The sequence below is a fragment of the Thermobacillus composti KWC4 genome, assembly GCF_000227705.2.
Lineage (GTDB): Bacteria > Bacillota > Bacilli > Paenibacillales > Paenibacillaceae > Thermobacillus > Thermobacillus xylanilyticus.
The window spans coordinates 1,679,232-1,696,064 of record NC_019897.1 but is presented as its reverse complement, the minus strand read 5'-3'; the positions used below and the strand labels follow the sequence as shown (position 1 = coordinate 1,696,064).

18 protein-coding genes are annotated in these 16,833 nt (G+C 62.5%); 3 read left to right on the top strand and 15 right to left on the bottom strand.

All coding sequences use genetic code 11. The features are described 5' to 3' along the window. Positions 1-109: 109 nt before the first annotated feature. The 5 genes from THECO_RS07870 to THECO_RS07850 all read right to left on the bottom strand — a co-directional run bounded on the left by THECO_RS07870 (position 110) and on the right by THECO_RS07850 (position 5,240). The gene (locus tag THECO_RS07870) at positions 110-1,387 is read right to left on the bottom strand and encodes a DUF4129 domain-containing protein (RefSeq protein WP_015254503.1); all 1,278 of its coding nucleotides are present in this window, start codon (positions 1,385-1,387) and stop codon (positions 110-112) included. After that, a complete protein-coding gene (locus tag THECO_RS07865; protein ID WP_015254502.1) occupies positions 1,384-2,511 on the bottom strand; it encodes a DUF58 domain-containing protein in 1,128 nt (375 codons plus the stop codon). The genes THECO_RS07870 and THECO_RS07865 overlap by 4 nt, the downstream gene beginning before the upstream one ends. A 10-nt stretch (positions 2,512-2,521) precedes the next feature. Beyond that, on the bottom strand, positions 2,522-3,484 hold the full coding sequence (locus THECO_RS07860; protein WP_015254501.1) for an AAA family ATPase: 963 nt from the start codon (positions 3,482-3,484) through the stop codon (positions 2,522-2,524). Between the two features lie 177 nt (positions 3,485-3,661). After that, positions 3,662-3,997, bottom strand: a complete 336-nt coding sequence (locus tag THECO_RS07855; RefSeq protein WP_015254500.1) for a hypothetical protein — start codon at positions 3,995-3,997, stop codon at positions 3,662-3,664. 76 nt (positions 3,998-4,073) lie between these two features. After that, positions 4,074-5,240 carry an iron-containing alcohol dehydrogenase gene (locus THECO_RS07850; RefSeq protein WP_015254499.1) on the bottom strand — a complete coding sequence of 389 codons (1,167 nt, stop codon included), beginning with the start codon at positions 5,238-5,240 and terminating at the stop codon, positions 4,074-4,076. Between the two features lie 186 nt (positions 5,241-5,426). Here THECO_RS07850 and modA point away from each other — a divergent pair, with 186 nt between their 5' ends. Beyond that, positions 5,427-6,248, top strand: a complete 822-nt coding sequence (gene modA, locus THECO_RS07845; protein ID WP_015254498.1) for a molybdate ABC transporter substrate-binding protein — start codon at positions 5,427-5,429, stop codon at positions 6,246-6,248. 25 nt (positions 6,249-6,273) lie between these two features. Here modA and THECO_RS07840 read toward each other — a convergent pair whose 3' ends face one another. The 3 genes from THECO_RS07840 to THECO_RS07830 form a co-directional block, all read right to left on the bottom strand. After that, a complete protein-coding gene (locus THECO_RS07840) occupies positions 6,274-7,599 on the bottom strand; it encodes a deoxyguanosinetriphosphate triphosphohydrolase family protein (protein ID WP_015254497.1) in 1,326 nt (441 codons plus the stop codon). Positions 7,600-7,814: 215 nt separating this feature from the next. Next, complete coding sequence (gene coaW / locus THECO_RS07835; RefSeq protein WP_015254496.1) at positions 7,815-8,717, bottom strand: type II pantothenate kinase; 903 nt, start codon at positions 8,715-8,717, stop codon at positions 7,815-7,817. Positions 8,718-8,884: 167 nt separating this feature from the next. Further along, positions 8,885-9,280 carry a hypothetical protein gene (locus THECO_RS07830; protein WP_015254495.1) on the bottom strand — a complete coding sequence of 132 codons (396 nt, stop codon included), beginning with the start codon at positions 9,278-9,280 and terminating at the stop codon, positions 8,885-8,887. Between the two features lie 552 nt (positions 9,281-9,832). Here THECO_RS07830 and THECO_RS07825 point away from each other — a divergent pair. Beyond that, a complete protein-coding gene (locus THECO_RS07825; RefSeq protein WP_015254494.1) occupies positions 9,833-10,291 on the top strand; it encodes a chemotaxis protein CheX in 459 nt (152 codons plus the stop codon). A 73-nt stretch (positions 10,292-10,364) separates the two neighbouring features. Here the strand turns inward: THECO_RS07825 and ytxJ are convergent, their stop codons facing one another. The 7 genes from ytxJ to THECO_RS07790 all read right to left on the bottom strand — a co-directional run bounded on the left by ytxJ (position 10,365) and on the right by THECO_RS07790 (position 15,654). Next, positions 10,365-10,706: a bacillithiol system redox-active protein YtxJ gene (gene ytxJ / locus THECO_RS07820; protein ID WP_015254493.1), complete on the bottom strand. Its 342-nt coding sequence runs from the start codon at positions 10,704-10,706 to the stop codon at positions 10,365-10,367. Positions 10,707-10,743: 37 nt separating this feature from the next. Next, on the bottom strand, positions 10,744-11,280 hold the full coding sequence (locus THECO_RS07815; protein ID WP_015254492.1) for a DUF420 domain-containing protein: 537 nt from the start codon (positions 11,278-11,280) through the stop codon (positions 10,744-10,746). A 14-nt stretch (positions 11,281-11,294) separates the two neighbouring features. After that, positions 11,295-12,518, bottom strand: a complete 1,224-nt coding sequence (locus THECO_RS07810) for a metallophosphoesterase (protein ID WP_015254491.1) — start codon at positions 12,516-12,518, stop codon at positions 11,295-11,297. A gap of 93 nt (positions 12,519-12,611) precedes the next feature. Then, on the bottom strand, positions 12,612-13,100 hold the full coding sequence (locus THECO_RS07805; protein WP_015254490.1) for a metallophosphoesterase family protein: 489 nt from the start codon (positions 13,098-13,100) through the stop codon (positions 12,612-12,614). Positions 13,101-13,180: 80 nt separating this feature from the next. Continuing rightward, positions 13,181-14,095 carry a peptidylprolyl isomerase gene (locus tag THECO_RS07800; RefSeq protein ID WP_015254489.1) on the bottom strand — a complete coding sequence of 305 codons (915 nt, stop codon included), beginning with the start codon at positions 14,093-14,095 and terminating at the stop codon, positions 13,181-13,183. A gap of 102 nt (positions 14,096-14,197) precedes the next feature. Beyond that, positions 14,198-15,160: a serine hydrolase domain-containing protein gene (locus THECO_RS07795; RefSeq protein ID WP_015254488.1), complete on the bottom strand. Its 963-nt coding sequence runs from the start codon at positions 15,158-15,160 to the stop codon at positions 14,198-14,200. Next, complete coding sequence (locus THECO_RS07790; protein ID WP_015254487.1) at positions 15,157-15,654, bottom strand: DinB family protein; 498 nt, start codon at positions 15,652-15,654, stop codon at positions 15,157-15,159. Before THECO_RS07790 ends, THECO_RS07795 begins: the two co-directional genes overlap by 4 nt. Before the next feature lie 167 nt (positions 15,655-15,821). Here THECO_RS07790 and gluQRS point away from each other — a divergent pair, with 167 nt between their 5' ends. Further along, positions 15,822-16,802, top strand: coding sequence for a tRNA glutamyl-Q(34) synthetase GluQRS (gluQRS, locus tag THECO_RS07785; RefSeq protein WP_015254486.1), 981 nt, complete (start codon positions 15,822-15,824; stop codon positions 16,800-16,802). Positions 16,803-16,833: the final 31 nt, after the last annotated feature.

Sequence of the window (16,833 nt, the reverse complement as noted above, 5' to 3'; positions counted from 1 at the left end):
CCTGGCTCAACTATGGTATGCCCCGTAGACAACAATCCGATTCGAACGGGATCAGGAAGTTGATGGCGGATTGCCGCGAAGGACAGCCGCATGCACGATGCATGCTGATTCACAAGCCCAATCGCGATTTCAGCGCCTCGGCCTCCTCTTTCGCGGCCGGACGGCCGCCGTAGCGCACTTCTTCATAAACCTGATCCAGCCGGCTGTCCGCATCCCGGTTGTCGCCGTCGATCTCCTGCAAGGCGCTGATATTCTCCCGCGGCGTCCAGCTTAAGCGGTAGCGGAATCCCCGTTTCCCGGCAAGCTGAAATCTGCGCCGGAACAGCCAGCGAACCCGCTCTTCCGGCGACATGGCCGCCCAGGATTCCCGGCGGCCGATCGACCGCAGCCGCCGGATGACGCCGGCAGCCATGGATTCCCCGGTCAGCCGCTCGACCTCGTCCACATAACCGCCGGTATCCGCGGATCGCGTCCGTTCCCGCCAGGCGGCCAGCCAGCGGGCGATCAGCCGCGCCAAGGCCGGAATGCGCAGCAACTGCCTGAGCGCCAGGACGGCAAGCGCGATCAGCGCCAGTACGCCGATGGCGACCGCGATTCGTTCCAGCAGCAGCAAGAACCAGTTCGGCTCGCTTTCCTCGGGCATGGGCAGCCCGGGCATCATCGGTTGAGCGCCCGGATCTGCCGGCAATTCGTCCGGAACCGGGTCGCCGATCTTGCCGGTCAGCCACTCGATCAGCCGTCTGAGCCAGCCGATGAACATATGCCAGAGCGCCTCCAGATGGCGGAAGAACGCAATGAACAGCGCAATGGCCGTAAAAGCGGCCGCCAGACCACGGTTGCGAACCCTGACGGACCGGGGCACCGATCCGCCGCTCTGATCCAGATTGGCATCCATGAGCGCAATCCGGTTTACGCGCCGGATGGTCAAGAGCAGCGTCATGACGCCGCCTGCCGCCAGCAGCATCCGGTAAGGCTCCATGCTGTCCATAAACCCTGCGGCAATCGATGCGATGAAATAGAGGATCAGCGCAGGCGTCAGCATATCGCGCATCCGCCGGTCGTCAGGCAGCACCGGTGACATCCCGTGCAGGACAAAGGCAGCCGCAACGAGACCCGCGGGCAGCGCACCGAAACCGTACGGACGAAGCGCCAACCCGATGCCGGCTCCTATGGCCGCCGCCAATGCGAAACGCGAGGCCCGCCGCATCCGGTTCCATCGCGCCGTCAGCCTTTCGCCTGCCGCATAACATATCGGAAGCGCCGCCAAGAAAACATAAAATACGGATGCCGGCAGCCCCCATGAAGAGACAAACACCGGTACCGGCAGCCAGATGATCGTCGTCGTTGCGCCAAGCCAGACGGCGAACAGAAGTTTCCGCGCGTTCATGCCGGTTGCCCCGCTTTCTTCTTGCCCGATGCGTTGCGGGCGGGCAGGCGAAGCGGCAAGATGCGCACCGCATGGCCCTGCTGCTTCAGCTTCCGCGCCGCTTCGGCGATCCGGTCGTTTTCATAGGACGTCAGTATGGCGATATCCGTACGGCCGGCCAGCCGCTCGCCGATCATCTGCAGCAGCTCATGCAGCGGAAGAAGCCGTTCCGTTTTGAGCCGGGCCATCGACTCGAAGATCGCCGTCAGATGCGGCTGGCCCGCATCCGGCTCGACGTACGCCGGCTTTTCCTCGCCGGTTCGTCCCGCCTCCGCGGCGTTCGCCGCAAATCCGGCTTCCAGGCCGTTCTCCACGGCATGCCGGGCCATGCCCGCCGCCGCCGACAAACCGTATTCGACCAGCTCGTCATCCGTCGCGACGCTCCACATGCCTTCATGATCTTCCACATTCAGGACAATCATCAGCCGATGGTCGGCCGAATAATCGCGCTTGTGCACCTGCAGCTTCCCGGTGCGCGCCGACGCCTTCCAGTTGATGCCCTGCAGCGGGTCGCCGTACCGGTATTCGCGCGTGCCCGCGATCAGGAACGGGTCGTCGACGATCCAGCGCCGGACGACCGCTTCCCCCATCCAGCTGTGGGCCGGCAGATCCCACTCCTCGGGCAGCAGCGGCTTCGGATAGACGATCAGTTCGAATCCGATATCGATGCGCCGGGTCGCCGAGGCGAAGCCGAACAGGTCGCCCGCCGTCATCGAGACGGATTCGGCGCGGTAATAGCCTCGTTTTATGCACTTTACCGTATGCCGCCGCGTAATGCGCGTATAGGGCATCAGGCTGAACAGACTTTTGTGGTTCTGATAAATATTCCCCGCGCTGACGTCGAAGTTCGCCTGCGTTCCGAAGCTGAGCGCCGCCGGCATCTGTGACTCCACGCGCAGCCACGGCACGGGCAGCCACTTGCGGTTCTCGATCGTCTCCACCATCTCGATCTCGTCGCCCTCGTGGCACGATCTCACGCTGAGACGGCGGTCGTACCGGATGCGGAGGAGCCCGGTGCGGCGGAACAGGTAAGCCTGCAGCAGCATCAGCAGGATGAACGTCAGCAGGATGAAATGAAAAGCCATCTTCGGCCTCCTAACGGGCGCCCAGCGTTTCCTCCGCAGGCACCGGAACCTCGTCGAGCACTTGCCGGATGACCGCCTCGGCGGCTTCCTGCTTCGAGCGGGTCGCGCTGCGCAGCACAATCCGGTGGGCCAGCACATCGGGCGCCATCGTCTTGATGTCATCCGGCACGACGTATGCCCGGCCCTGCAGCGCCGCATAGGCCTGCGCCGCCTTGAGCAGCGCCTGGCTGCCGCGCGGGCTGACGCCGACGTACACGTCAACGTGCGAACGCGTCCGCTCCACGATGCCCACGATATACCGCAGCAGATCGTCATGCACCGCGACTTTCGCATACAGCCGCTGCGCTTCCAGGATCGCCTCCCGCCCCGCGACGGGGCTGATCTCCTCCAGCGGGCTCGCGTCCATGAACCGCTTCAGAATATGAAGCGCCTCCTTGCTGTCCGGATAACCCATGCGCAGCTTGAACAGGAACCGGTCGAGCTGCGCTTCCGGCAGCGGGAACGTGCCCTGGTTCTCGACCGGATTCTGCGTCGCGATGACGAGGAACGGCCGCTCAAGCGCATGCGTCTGCCCGTCAATGCTGAGCTGGCGCTCTTCCATGCATTCGAGCAGGCTCGATTGCGTGCGCGGCGTCGCCCGGTTGATCTCGTCCGCCAGCACGATGTTGGCGAACAGCGGACCGGGACGGAATTCAAATTCGCCAAGCTTTTGATTGAAGAAATGAATGCCTGTCAAATCCGAAGGCAGAAGGTCCGGCGTGAACTGGATCCGCTTGAATGTGCAGTCCAGCGAAACTGCAAGCGCTTTCGCAGTAAGCGTTTTGCCGGTGCCGGGCACATCTTCAAGCAGCACGTGGCCGGAAGTGATGATGGCGATCAGCAGGCGGTCAATCATTGTCTCCTTGCCGACGATCACCCGCGCGACGTTCGCGCGGATGGCTTCGGCCATGTCGCGAATCGGCGTCAGATCCATGGCTGAAATTCCTTTCTGCCGCACCCTCTCGATGAAAAAAAATCCCGCCAACAGACGCACGTACGAGGAAGGCGCGGCGGGAGTCATTTTTTCCAGTGTAGCCCATTCGGGTCGGAACCGTCAATTGCCGGCAGCCGGACCGCTGACGGCTTTGCATCGCCGCCAGCGGATTGCCTTTCACTGCCGAATGCCCGGCGAAGTCGAAAGCACCGACTGCATCGCGTGTTCCGCCTGGCGGACGCGTTCGCGGATCGCCTGCAGCTGCCGGAGCTGCGCGTCCATCTGCACCTGGACCTGATTCTCCGCGCGTGCGATCTCCGCGTTCAGATTCTGCAGTTCGACGAGCAGCGTGCGGAGCCGGTCGGAATAACGGTCCGCGCCCGCCCGAAGCAGCGCTTCCCGCGCCATCGCCTGTTCCTGCTCCTGGCGGATGCGCTGCTGCTCCTGAAACTGTTCGTAGGTCATCTGCTGCGGCACGAAGCCCGTGCCGCCCGCCGGTTGCGATTGCTGCATGGGGATCCTCCTTGTCGGCAGATCGGAATGACATTCACCGTTAACATGCCCTGCCGCAAGGAAAAATATGCCTCCGTTACAGCGCCATCTCCAGAATCGCCTTGACGTCGTCCTTCTCCAGCTTGCGGAACGAACCGAGCGGACCGAAACGGACGGCGTCCTCCGCCATCACATCGAGCTTCTCCCGGCCGATGCCGGCTTCGCCCAGCGTCGCGGGCGCGCCGATCCGGGTGAAGTAATCGCGGGTTGCCTGGATGCCGGCGAGCGCGATTTCCTCGTCGGACTTGCCCGCGGGATCGATATCCCAGACGCGGACGGCGTACTGCACGAACCGGTCGATGCGCGAGCGGTAGACATATTTCATCCAGTTCGGGAACACGATCGACAGGCCCGCTCCGTGTGCAATGTCATAGACGGCGCTGATCGCGTGCTCGATCTCATGCGACGCCCAGTCCTGCTGCACGCCGACGCTGATCATGCCGCCGTTCAGCGCGTAGGTGCCGCACAGCATCAGGTTTGCGCGGGCGGCGTAATTGTCCGGTTCGCGGATGGCCAATTCGCCGTTCTCGATGACCGTCTTCAGAATCGACTCGCAGAGCCGCTCCTGCAGCGGGGTGTCGGTCGTCAGGCTGAAATATTGCTCGAACACGTGCGACATCATGTCGACGATGCCGTTCGCCGTCTGGTCGGCGGGCACCGTGAACGTCAGCTCCGGATCGAGAATCGAGAACTTCGGGTACACGTGAATGCTGCCCATGCCGCGCTTCTGATTGATTTCCCAGTTCGTGATGACCGTATTGCCGTTCATCTCCGTGCCGGTCGCCGCCAGCGTCAGCACCGCGCCGAGCGGCAGCGCCTTCTCGACGCGCGCCTTCCGGGCATAGAAGTCCCACACATCCCCTTCATACGGCACGCCGGCCGCGATCGCCTTGGCCGCGTCGATGACGCTGCCGCCGCCGACCCCGAGGATGAATTGCACATCGTGCTCGCGGCAGAGTTCAATCCCGCGGTGGACGGACGTCAGGCGCGGGTTCGGCTCGACGCCCGGAAGCTCGTACACTTCCGCGCCGATGCCCTTGAGCTGCCGAAGCACCTGATCGTAAAGACCGTTCCGCTTGATGCTGCCTCCTCCGTAGACGAGCAGCACGCGCTTGCCGTAAGGCTCCACCAGTCCGCCGAGTTCGGATACCGTTCCGCGGCCGAACACAATCTTCGTAGGGTTGTAGAACGCAAAATTGTTCATAAACGCGTGTTTACCTCCTCGTAATCCCATGCCGTAATTCTTTTTCCATCCTTAAGCATAGTCGAAAACGTGCGGTAAGACAATCGCCGGCGCCGCGGACCAAGCCGTTCAAATTGAGCGCCTGCCCCCCCTGTGTTAGAATTAATGCCATCAACGCGGAAGACGAACCGGAGTGGAGAAGACGAAATGGACAAACGGCGGCAGGCTGTGTGGATGGCATCATTGGCGGCGATGTTGACAAGCTTGACCCTGCTTGCGGGTTGCCGGACGACGGACGAACGGAAACCCGATGAGCGCATCGAATTGCTCGTCTCCGCCGCCGTCAGCCTGCAGCGCAGCATGGACCGGATCGGCGAAGCGTTCGAGCAGGCGCATCCCGACATCCGAATCACGATGAATTACGGCTCGTCCGGCGCACTCCGCCAGCAGATCGCCGAAGGCGCGCCGGCGGATCTGTTCATTTCCGCCGATACGGTGCAGATGGATCGGCTGGCGGACGACGGCCTGATCGCCAGGCAAGCCGTTCTGCTCGGCAACCGGCTGACCGTCGTCGTGCCGGCGGATCGGAGCGATAACCTCCCCGAAACCCTGGAGGATCTCGCCGCCGGCGAATACCGCGCCGTCGCCATCGGCGATCCGGATACGGTGCCCGCCGGCGCCTATGCGGCCGAGGCGCTTCGCCATGCCGGCCTGCTGGAGACGCTCGAACCGAAGCTTGTCTACGGCAAAGACGTCCGCCAGGTGCTCACCTATGTCGAATCCGGCAATGCGGACGCCGGTTTCGTCTACCGGACGGACGCGCTGCTGTCGGGCGCCGCCCGGGAAGCGTTCACGCTGCCGGACGATCTTCACGCGCCGATCCGCTACCCGGCCGGGATCGTGAAGGCGACGGCTCATCCGGAAGCAGCCGCTCGATTTTTCGCGTTCCTCACGGGCGATGCGGCGCGGCGCATCTTCGAAGCGGACGGATTCGTCTTCCTGTATTCGCCCGACGGCGAGTCGTCCTGACCGCCACCATGCGGGAAGCCGCAGCCTAATCCCGCTCGTAGATCGAGCCGGACCGGCTCGCGAACAGTTCCGTGTACACCTTCTCCGCGTATGCGTCGGTCATCCCGGCGATATAATCCGCCGCCAGCCGCTCCCATGGCCATGATCCCTTCTGCCGCTCATAGCTTTCGACCCAGTCCGGCGGCAGAAGCAGCTTCCCCGTCTCGCGGTCCGCGAAACTTTCCCACAGGCGGGTCAGCATGATCTCGCTCCGTTTCTGCAGCCGCTGCACGCGGAAATCTTTGATGAGCGTCACCCACGCCAGCTTCTTGAGAATTTCCATCGTCCGCAGCAGATCCATGTCTTCCTCGCCGTCGCGCACGAACGTGACGCGCTTCCAGCCCTGGCCGTCGCCCAAGATGCCGACCCGGCTCGCGAACAGGCCGACCCAGCGCGCCTTCATCTCGCGGCGGGTGCGCGAAGGCTCCCGGCCGGTTTCCCGAAAAACCGTCGTCCACTGCTCGTAATATTCGGCCAGCACCCGCTTGACCATCCCGGTCATCCGCTCCCGGTCAATGCCGTCCCAGGCGCGGTTCGGTCCGGACGGATCGTGCTCAATCTCCTGCACGATCAGCTCCGCCAGCCGGTCGTCCTCGAAAAACCCGGGACTCATCAGAATCTTGCCGGCGCGGATGCCGTCCTCGATATCGTGCGTCGAGTAGGCGATGTCGTCGCACAGATCCATCAGCTGCGCCTCGAGCGTCGCCCGGCCTTTCGGCATGTCCCACAGCTCCCGCAGCCTGCGGATGCCGCCTTCCCATTCCATCTCGTAGACCCCTTTGGTGACGCCGGGCTCGTTCAGACAGTGCGGATATTTGTTGATCGCCAGCAGCACGGCCGCGGTCAGATCGAGCCCGCTGTCGCTGCCGGCGCGCTTTTCGAGGAACATGAGAATGCGGAAGTTCTGCGCATTGCCCTCATAGGGCATGCCGTGCCGCTTGCTGAGCAGCCGGTGCAGCACTTCCTCGCCCTTGTGGCCGAACGGCGGATGGCCGAGATCGTGGGCGAGCGCGGCGCATTCGACAACTTCCGGCTCCATCATCAGCCCGGGATGCTCGGGCTTCTGCAGCATCGGATACGACCGGTGCAGCCGACGCGCCGACTCGCGGGCGATCTGGGACACTTCGAGCGAATGCGTCAACCGGGTGCGGTAATAGTCCCCGGTGCCCGCCCCGAACACCTGCGACTTTCCCTGCAGCCGCCGGAAAGCGGGCGACTGCACAAGCCGGGCGTAGTCTTTCTCGTACTCGTCCCGCGCCTCGCTCGTTTGCACTTTCCCGCCTTCATCCAGCCGGATTTTGCGGATATCCATTCCTTCCACCTCCCGTGTGCAAAACAAGATCTCCGCCAACCCTCATACTTCCATCATATCGCAAGTCCCGGCAAAATGTCAGGTATGCTGACACAAAACACAAACTTTCTTGCAGCAAATCCGAACGTTCGGGCAACAGAAAAAGCATGTCCCAAACCGGAACATGCCAATACCTTCCCCGCAGACCTTCGCATACCGCCGGCATCCGCCGTCCTTCAGCCGCGACCGAGCCGCAGCAATGCGCCCAGCGCGCCGCTGAATTCGCCGTTTTCGACAAAATGCGGTTCCCCGCCGCGGAAGCGGGTATAGGATTCGACGGCCTGACGCAGCGGCGCGTTGCCGTTGAAGGACGAACCGATATAGACGACGGTCTTCACACCGTGCGCGGCGGCGGCGTGCACGCACAGCGTCGCCACCGCTTCCCCGACCATGCCGATGACCGAGGCGAGCGCATCCTCCCGCGAGATGGAACCGTCTTCGCCGCTGCCGATCACGGCTCCCGGAAGCACCCGCCCGAAATTGCTGGCCGTCAGGTCGCCGTCAATCGGCGGCTCCAGCCCTTCATAGATGTGGCGCACCTTCAGGTCGGCCGTGCCTCTGTCACCCTTTGCCGCCGCCGCGACGATCGCTTCATATTTGTCCAGTCCGGTAAGCAGGCGGGCCAGCCCGACGATCGTCCCGCCGCCGAGCCCCGTGCCGCCGATGCGGAGATTGCGCTCTCCGTCAATGACATGAACGGAAGTGCCCGTGCCGACATTCGCCAGCAGGAACGCGCTTCCACCCAGCGCCGGCGGCAGCAGCAGACGAATGCCGGCGCAGGTTGCCTCGAACTCCGGCATCATGTCCGTCTCCCTGCCGATCAGCGCCGCCAGTTTGGCTCCTTTGCCGCCCGTCAGGCAGAGCGGCGCATCCGGCAGCTCCTTCCGCAGCCAATCCGCCGCCTCCGCCAGCCGGTCCGAACGGAACTTGCGCAGCCGGCGAACGCCGTCTTTGACATATGCAATCTTGACCAACGTTCCGCCTGCGTCAATGCCCGCCGCGTCGCCAGGGCCGGGCCGGCCGGCAAGATCGCCGAAGTCCGGCGCCGCATGCAATTCCGTCGATTGTGTCGCATCCATAGCTGCTGTCAAGTCCCCTCTGCATCCAGGCTGCAAGGCGGCGCAGCCGGCCTTCCGGACGGGATGGCCGGCCGCGTCTGCGCATCGCGTTGAATTATAGCACGGATCAGACGGGTGTCAAGTTTTGTCGGTATTGGCAAGCGTACCGGGAGCGCAGGAAGCGATGCTCAAAGGACGCGAACCAGGCCGCTGAATTCCGCGATCACCGCCATCAGCTTCGGCGGAATCGGCAGCACGAACTGCATCGCGCCCATCGCGGTCAAGCCGCTGCGGTTGTGAACCGTCACGCGGCTCGCATACAGCCGGTACTGATCCGTGTCCGCCCTCGGACTCGCATATTCGACGGCGCTGCCCGACGAATGGCGGACCGATACCCGGGTCCTTCGCATCTGCTGCTCGAACGGCACGATGCTGATGATGTCGTCGTATTTGATGTGATAGTTGACATGCGGCTTGTGAAACACGATTTCGCGTGTCGAGACGGTCAACCCGTACTCCCGTTTTTTCTGCGAGACCTTCAGTTCGCCTTCAAGACCCCGCAGCTGGATAAAGTCCCGGTTCACGGCAGCTCCTCCCCTCGATTCTCCCAAGCATACCATACGTCGAGAAAATCTGCATGGGAGGTCGCCAACCCCCTCGATTATCCAGTCTGCACCGTCTTCTCTTCCTCATAGACATCCATGGCCGCCTGCAGCGCCGGGAGCGGCCACTAGCGCATGATGAACGCAGGGCATCAGGCGCATCAATGAACGCAGGGGGTTTTTGTATGAAGGACCAATCGGGAAACATGAAGGTTGGTTTCTGTGCATGAGGATTTGGACGAAAGTCTTGATTTGGTTGAATTGCATTTAGTACTTTGCGTCATACCTTCCTTGTGATAACATGGGATACAGCGGACCTGGCATTCACAACCAATAGTCCGCAAGACCCTTCAATTGACAACCGCAGACCAGACATTAGACAAGGGGACGCAATGCCGCCGGACCGGATCGGTTTTCCCGCGTGGCCGGGAGCCCGATCAGACGGACAGGCTCAGCTTCCGAACATCAGCGTCTTCCGGTTCCGGAAGCGCTTTTTCATATGGGGTTCAAATCATGCAACAGAAGGCAGCAGCCATGAACGTCAATTACATCAACCCGTTTCTCGCATCATCCATTCACGTCATTGAAGCCATGATGCAAGTGAAGCCGTCCGTCGGCCAGGTCGCGCTGCAATCCGTGGACAGCCGCAGCGATTCCCTGCTGCTCAAGATCGGCATACTCGGTCAATTTCAGGGCGACGTCGTCTTCAGTTTCCCGCACCAGGTGGCTCTGCGCATCGTCTCGGTCATGATGGGCGGATACCCGGTTTCCGAACTCGATGACATGTGCTGCAGCGCCATCGCCGAACTCGGAAACATGATCAGCGGCAACGCCACCACCATGCTCTCCAACGAAGGCATCGCCGTCGACATCACCCCGCCCGACATCGTGGCGGATCACAGCCGCTACGTGGAGAAGAAGGCGATTGCGATTCCGCTCGATCTGTCGGATATCGGCAAATTCAACATTTACATGTTTGCAGAGAGCGCATGACATACCGGAACGGCAACACCCCCGCCGCGCCTTGAACGGGCGCAGCGGGGGTGTTGCTGCCTTGCCGGCTGCTTCAATCCAGCACGGCGGTCATATGTTTCTTCGTCACCGACCAGTGCGACGTGTTCCATACCGCTTTGCCGTCTTTCACCAGAATCATCTGCGGCGAAGCATGGACAACGCCCAGGTCTTCGGCAATCTTGTTCGATACCGGGCGGGACTCGATCACCTTGACGAGATAGTAGTCTGTATCCGGATTCGGTTTGTCCGCCAGATAAGCCTCAAATTCCTCGAGTGCGCTGGCCGATACGGGACAACGGGTGCTGTGCTTGAGCACGATGATCTGCCGGTTTGCGGAATCCGATCTCACCTTGTCCCACGCTTCCAGTGTCGAAATCTCCTGCCATGCCGTCATATGCATCCTCCTCCCAACCGGCATGCCGGTTCAAGCGTCAAGATCCATAATACGGCGAAATGAGCAGATAGACAACAATGCCCGTAAAGCTGACGTACAGCCAGATCGGCATCGTCCATTTCCCGATGCGGCGATGCTGCTTGATGCGTCCTCCCAGCCCGAGCGTGACCGAGATCAGCGCCAGCGGCACATTGACGATCGCCAGGATGATGTGCGTGGCCAGGACGAACAGATAAATATAGCGCATCACTTCGCTGCCGCCGTATGCAGTCGGCTCCGTCAGGTAGTGATAGACCACGTAAGTGACGAGAAACAGCGCCGTGGTAACGAATGCGGCCCAGATGAAGGTGCGGTGCATCTTGATATTTTTCCGCTTCACGGCAACCAGCGCGATGACCAGGAAGCTGAAGGTGAAGCAGTTGTAGACCGCGTTCAGGAGCGGCAGCACCGTCACGTCAAAACCGACTTCGCCCTCGTACCCCGGCAGGAAAAACAGCAGCGTGATGATGCCGACGAGAACAAAGGTGAAAATGAAAATGAGCGGAATCCAGTTGCGTTCACGTACCGAAGGCACAGACGGCCCCTCCTTCACGAATTGGCGGCTTGTCCATCCTCTATTGTAAACGATCCTCCGGCTTCCGCGTCGCCCGGTTTGTCACGATTTTCCGAACTTTGGCTTCCCGTGAAGACGAGTGTGATGTCCAGCAGCTCGGAGCGGCTGGCGAGCCGGATGGCCGGTCCCCATGTGCCGAAGCCGGACGAGACAAGGGCGTGCATGCCGCCGATCCGCTTGTAGCCCCAATCGAGTTCGAAAAGCCGCCTGGTCACCAGATGGTTGGGCGCGAACTGGCCGCGGTGGGTATGGCCGGACAGCAGAAGATCCGCTCCCGCCTGCGCCGCCTCGCCGAGAGCCAGCGGCTGGTGATCCATCAGGAGAATCGGCAGCTTCGGATCGAGCGGTTCCAGCAGCCGGCTCACCGGCAGCCGTCCGTCCGGCCCGGCGCCTTCCGCCGTCTTGTCCTTCCGGCCCGCGATTTGGAAGCAGCCGTCAATCGTCACCGTCTCGTCGCGCAGCACGCGAATGCCGGCATCCGCGGCGCGCCGCACATAGGCTTCGATCTGGCCGCCGTAATATTCATGGTTGCCGAGGACGGCATAGATGCCGTATGGCGCTTTCAACCGGCCGAGCGTCTCGTCCATCCGGTTGCGGATGAACGGTTCGATGTCATCGTCAATGACATCGCCGGCCAGCAGAATCAGATCCGGCTTCCTTGCTTCCGCCGCCCCGATCAGCCGGCGCAGGTGCCGGTTGCCCACGATATTGCCGAGGTGCAGGTCCGAAGCGGCCAGAATGCGCAGCGAGCCGAGGCCCCCCGCATCCTTCGGCACTTCAAGGCGATATTCACGCACCACGGGCGACCAGGCGTTGATGCTGCCGGTGATGAACAGCACAAGCAGCACCATCGCAACGGCCGCGCCCGGCACGCCGATATGTATCGATGCGCCGTACCCGGCTTCCCTGAGCAGCCAGCCCGCGATGTCGGCCGGAGGCAGCAGCAGGCAGCCGTATTCGAACAGGGCAAAATAGTAGGCACCGGCCACTTTGAGCAGACGCAGGACGGGGCCGGCGCCGCGCCCGATCCGGCCGATCGGGAAGCCGAAGGCGACGAGCAGGAACGGAATCCAGAAGACCGCTCCCGGAATCGGTCCGGCCAGCCATTCCAGGAACATCCGCAAGTTCCATCCGATATAGACATTCAGGCCGATGTAGAGAATGAGGATTAACGGCAGCGCGAACAGCATCCGTTTCATGACGAAATGACGACCCCTTGTTCCGGAAACAGGTTCAAATACCATCGTATCATATCCGGAGCGCTGCCCTCAAATGCGCCGCCGCTTCATTCATCAGAAAAAGACGTGCCTCACCTGCAGAATACCGTCCTCGATGTCCCAGATGCCGAATGAATGATGGGGCTGCCTCCGCCGCGCGGTCGGCGAGCCTGGATTGAACATCAGGACGCCTCCGTCCCGCCGGTTGAGCGGTACATGGGAATGGCCGAACAGGATGACATCCACCTTCTCGTTCTTGAACGCCTGCCGCGCCCTCGACTCGGTCGTTCCGCCCGTGCCGTGACCGTGCACGATTCCGATGCGGATGCCGCCCAGATTCAGCCGTTTCCGCCAGCCGAACCGCTCCGCGAGTTCCCGGACATCGTTGTTGCCGGCTACGCCGTCGACCGGGGCGTATGCTTCGAACGCCCGGACCGCGTCCGGCACGCACCAATCGCCGGCGTGCAGAATATAGTCCGCCGTTGTCAGCGCTTCCCGCAGCGGAGCCGGTATCGATTTCGCGCTGCGCGGCATATGCGTGTCCGATACGACGATGATCCGCATGGCCGCCCTCCTTCCGGTTGATTGATCTACAGACATTGTATGCGCCGCAAGCGCCGCGGAGTCACCCCATGCCGAGCCCGTTACCATTCCATCAGATACTCGATGTCCGCTTCCGCTTCGCGATCCGCGATCCAGCCGTCGACCAGATCGGCAAGCTTCGATTGGGTCAGATAATCGACGATCTCTTCGCGCGCCGAATCCAGCGTCGCTTCCTGCGCGGCGGACTTGTCCGTCACGCGAACGACGTGAAAGCCGTAGCTCGTCTCGGCAATGGCCGTTTCGCCGATTTCAAGGCTGAACGCCGTTTCCTCGAATCCTTCCTCCATCTCGCCGCGTGCGAAATCGCCGACATCGCCGCCGCTTTCTTTCGTCATTTCATCGAGCGTATGCTCGGCGGCAAGCTCGGCGAAATCCGCTCCCGCCTCCAGCTGCTTGAGCAGTGATTCCGCTTCTTCCCGTGTCTCGACCAGGATGTGCGACGCCCTCACCGTCTCCGGCTTGTCGAAGCTGTCCTTGTTCTCTTCGAAATACGCCGCGATTTCTTCGTCCGTGACGGCGACGTCCGCCCCGATGATTTTCTCGATCTTGATCTGCGTTGCAACCTGCTCCCGCAGCATTTCCTCGGAATAGCCGTAATACGCGATCTCTGCCAGGAACGCGTCCATCGATCCGTAGGGCTCGGCGAATTTCTCCATCCGCGCCTGCACTTCTTCATCAGATGCCGTCTTTCCGGCTTCCTCGACCGCCTGCCGGATCACTTCCTGACGGATCAGATCGTCGAGCACGCTGCTCCCGCCGTATGCCGCCATTTCATCGAACAGCTCGTCCTTCGTAATCTTGACCCCGTTCACGGTCGCCACGGCTTCGGCGCTTCCCGCCCGGCTGCCGAAAACATGCAGCAGAAGCGAGACGATCAGAAGCACGGCCAGCACGGCGGTCGAAATTTTCCAGCCGAGGGTTCCCGCCGTCGGTTGGTCATGGTTGCGTTCATTCATCGTCCAATTGCTCCTCTCCATTCGCGTACGTCAACCACTGTACCACGAATGGAGAACGCTTGCCTTAAATGAACCTGAAAAATGTCACCCGTCTCCCCGATTTCATGTCCGGGATCCCGTTGCCGCGCGCAAAATGTACTCGTCGAGCAGCGACCGCGACTTCATCGAATCCGCCCGCGTGGTGGCATTCCGGCGCAGCACGGCGGCGATGCCGAGCGAAGGCACGACCGCCAGATATTGGCCGCTGAAGCCGAGCGCGAAGGCGTACCCCGGCCGGTCTTCCGCGGGATCCGCGACCCACCAGTGGAAGCCGTACCGGCCGAAGATCGGCGGTTTGTACAGCGCCAGCCCTTTCGACGCGGGCCGGGTCGATTCCCGGATCCACTCCGCCGGCACGATCCGCCGGCCTTCCCATACGCCTTCCTGAACGGTCAGCATCCCGATCTTGAGCAAATCCTCCGTCTTGAGGTACAGCCCGGTGCCGCCCTCGTGGATGCCGTGCAGCGCATTCCACTTGACGCGGCGGATGCCCAGCGGTTCGAACAGCCGCTTGCGGGCGTAATCCAGCACGCTTGAGCCCGCCGCCGCCGCGAGAATCGCCGCGAGCAGATGGGAACCGCCGGTATTGTACGCGAACACCGTTCCCGGCTCATGCGCGACCGGCCGGGACAATACGAATTTTACGCCGTCCGCGCTTCGTTTCATCGCCCAGTAAGGCTTGTCGAAATCGGGCCAATCGATGCCGGACGTCATCGTCAGCAGATGGCGAAGCCGGATCGACGACAACCGCGGATGCCCGTCCTTCGGCAGCAGCAGATAGTCTCCGATCCGGTCGTCCGGCCCGCCGATCAACCCCTCATGAATCGCAATGCCGACGAGCAGCGACAGGACGCTCTTCGTGATCGAATAGACCGCCGACAGCCTGTCCTGCCCCGACGCATGCCAGGACCAGACCGTCTCTCCGCCCTCGGCCACCGCGATGCTCCGCATGCCGCGGTCTTCAAGAAGACCGCGCATCGCTTCCAGCCGCTCGAAGTCCCACGCGATGCGGCCCATCTTCTTCATCCGGCTCCTTCCGCATCCATCGAGTCGCCCGCCGGCCAAGCGCAGGCAAGCGGGACCGGATCGAATCCAAGCTCCCGCGACCAGACCGTGAGCTGTCCGGCGTGATAGGCCTCATGCTGGACGAGCCAGCGCAGAATGTCACCGAACACCAACTCGGATGCCGTTCCGTCCTCATGCTGCACAACCCGGATTTCGCGATCGCGTACCGGCGTCCAGGACCTGACCGTCTCTTCCACGAACGGCCTGAGCCGTCTGGACAAAGCGTGCAGCGCGTCGAGATCCGCATATTCCGCATATTCGTACCGATGTTCCGTTCCGTAGGCAAAACGCCGGATCCAATATTGCTCGACATCGATGATATGGAACAGCGTGCGGAGGATGGATCCCTCCCCGTCGAGCCGCGGCGCGTCGAGTTCGACCTGCGGCACGTCCAGGCACCAGCGGAACCATTCGTCCCGCATTTTCCAGTTCAATCTGAACAGCTCGATCATCATCCCATCTCCTTCCGGTTGTCCGTCTTATCCGCGTCTGATCCCGCGTTCCCTGCCATCGTCCTTATGGTTGCCGGTCCCGGTGATTTGTCCGCTTCATCATTGCGCGTCCGCCCGAGCCGTGCTATCATGACCGGCGTAAGATGCGTTCCCGCCCGGGAGGTGAACCGATGACGTATCGCGGACGTTTCGCTCCGACGCCGTCCGGCGAAATGCATGTCGGCAACGCCAGGACCGCCCTGCTGGCCTGGCTCGACGCGCGGAGCCGGGGCGGTCAATTCATTCTCCGCATTGAAGATATCGACAAGCCGCGCTGCAAGCCGCAATATTATGATCTGCTGATGGAGGATCTCCGCTGGCTCGGCATCGACTGGGACGAGGGGCCGGACATCGGCGGTCCGTTCGGACCTTATGTCCAGTCCTTGCGGCTCGGAGATTACGAGCGGGCCTTGAAGCGGCTCGAGGAGCAGCAGCTGCTCTACCCTTGCTATTGCAGCCGCGCCGAACTGATGGCCGTCGCCAGCGCGCCGCACGGTCTCGGCAGCGAAGGCCCCGCCTATCCGGGGACATGCCGAAAGCTGACCGAGGAAGAGCGCCGGGAACGGGAAAGCCGAAAAAGCCCGTCGCTCCGGTTCCGCCTGCCGGACCGCGCCGCGGCGTTCGAGGACGGCGCGGCCGGACCGCAGCGGTTCGAACCGGGCGCGGGCGGCGATTTCGTCGTCCGCCGGGCGGACGGCATTGTCAGCTATCAGCTCGCGGTCGTCGTTGACGACGCCGCGATGGGCATCACCGATGTCGTGCGCGGCGCGGATCTGCTCGATTCGACGCCCAGGCAGCTGTTCCTGTTCGAAGCGCTCGGCCTTGAAATCCCGCGCTACGCGCATGTGCCGCTCCTGTGCGGACCGGACGGCAAGCGGCTGGCCAAACGGCACGGCGCGCTCTCGATCCGCGCGCTGCGCGGACGGGGCGTCCGGGCGGAGACGATCATCGGCGCAATCGCGTCGGTCAGCGGCCTCCACGACCGCGTCGAGCCGATCGCCGCGCATGAACTGATCGGCCGCTTCCGTCTTGAGGACGTGCCCGGTGAACCGGTCATCGTGGATGAACAATGGATCAGCCGGCTGGCCGGCGAAGCGCCGCCCGCGCCGTGACTTCACCCGGGCTTGTCCGTCCGCAAGTTCC

Bases quoted from the DNA above. Each gene is read 5' to 3' on its own strand.
- THECO_RS07855 (WP_015254500.1), bottom strand. From the start codon at position 3,997: ATGCAGCAATCGCAACCGGCGGGCGGCACGGGCTTCGTGCCGCAGCAG.
- THECO_RS07865 (WP_015254502.1), bottom strand. From the start codon at position 2,511: ATGGCTTTTCATTTCATCCTGCTGACGTTCATCCTGCTGATGCTGCTG.
- THECO_RS07810 (WP_015254491.1), bottom strand. From the start codon at position 12,518: ATGAAACGGATGCTGTTCGCGCTGCCGTTAATCCTCATTCTCTACATC.
- ytxJ (WP_015254493.1), bottom strand. From the start codon at position 10,706: ATGACGGCATGGCAGGAGATTTCGACACTGGAAGCGTGGGACAAGGTG.
- THECO_RS07850 (WP_015254499.1), bottom strand. From the start codon at position 5,240: ATGAACAATTTTGCGTTCTACAACCCTACGAAGATTGTGTTCGGCCGC.
- THECO_RS07860 (WP_015254501.1), bottom strand. From the start codon at position 3,484: ATGGATCTGACGCCGATTCGCGACATGGCCGAAGCCATCCGCGCGAAC.
- THECO_RS07840 (WP_015254497.1), bottom strand. From the start codon at position 7,599: ATGGATATCCGCAAAATCCGGCTGGATGAAGGCGGGAAAGTGCAAACG.
- THECO_RS07825 (WP_015254494.1), top strand. From the start codon at position 9,833: ATGAACGTCAATTACATCAACCCGTTTCTCGCATCATCCATTCACGTC.
- THECO_RS07805 (WP_015254490.1), bottom strand. From the start codon at position 13,100: ATGCGGATCATCGTCGTATCGGACACGCATATGCCGCGCAGCGCGAAA.
- coaW (WP_015254496.1), bottom strand. From the start codon at position 8,717: ATGGATGCGACACAATCGACGGAATTGCATGCGGCGCCGGACTTCGGC.
- THECO_RS07800 (WP_015254489.1), bottom strand. From the start codon at position 14,095: ATGAATGAACGCAACCATGACCAACCGACGGCGGGAACCCTCGGCTGG.
- modA (WP_015254498.1), top strand. From the start codon at position 5,427: ATGGACAAACGGCGGCAGGCTGTGTGGATGGCATCATTGGCGGCGATG.
- THECO_RS07790 (WP_015254487.1), bottom strand. From the start codon at position 15,654: ATGATGATCGAGCTGTTCAGATTGAACTGGAAAATGCGGGACGAATGG.
- gluQRS (WP_015254486.1), top strand. From the start codon at position 15,822: ATGACGTATCGCGGACGTTTCGCTCCGACGCCGTCCGGCGAAATGCAT.
- THECO_RS07870 (WP_015254503.1), bottom strand. From the start codon at position 1,387: ATGAACGCGCGGAAACTTCTGTTCGCCGTCTGGCTTGGCGCAACGACG.
- THECO_RS07795 (WP_015254488.1), bottom strand. From the start codon at position 15,160: ATGAAGAAGATGGGCCGCATCGCGTGGGACTTCGAGCGGCTGGAAGCG.